The organism is Paeniglutamicibacter sp. ORCA_105, assembly GCF_045798545.1.
GTDB classification, from domain to species: Bacteria; Actinomycetota; Actinomycetes; order Actinomycetales; family Micrococcaceae; genus Paeniglutamicibacter; species Paeniglutamicibacter sulfureus.
Genome location: NZ_JBIXLM010000113.1, coordinates 1 through 241, shown reverse-complemented (window position 1 = coordinate 241; position 241 = coordinate 1). Strand labels below are relative to the sequence as shown.

Below are 241 nucleotides of genomic sequence, written 5' to 3'. Positions count from 1 at the left end.
ACCCAGGCTGCTCGCCGGCACAAATCCGGTCTTCCCCGAAACAAGGACCCTGGTCCAGGAACCGCTCCTGCCCAGCACCTCCACCTTCGTCTGGCGGTGCAGCGAAAGAACACCCGCCGAGGAACTCGACGCCTTGGCCTTCACCGCGGTGAACACCTTGGTGTAGTTATAGACCTTGGCCGGAGGCTTGATCGCGGTGGTGGACAGCTTGCTGGACTGGATCCAGCCAATCCCTGCACCG

1 protein-coding gene is annotated in these 241 nt (G+C 62.7%); it reads right to left on the bottom strand.

From position 1 onward, the window contains the following. A partial coding sequence (locus ACIPUB_RS20180; RefSeq protein ID WP_407609012.1) for an SH3 domain-containing protein occupies window positions 1-241 on the bottom strand: 241 nt, incomplete at both ends.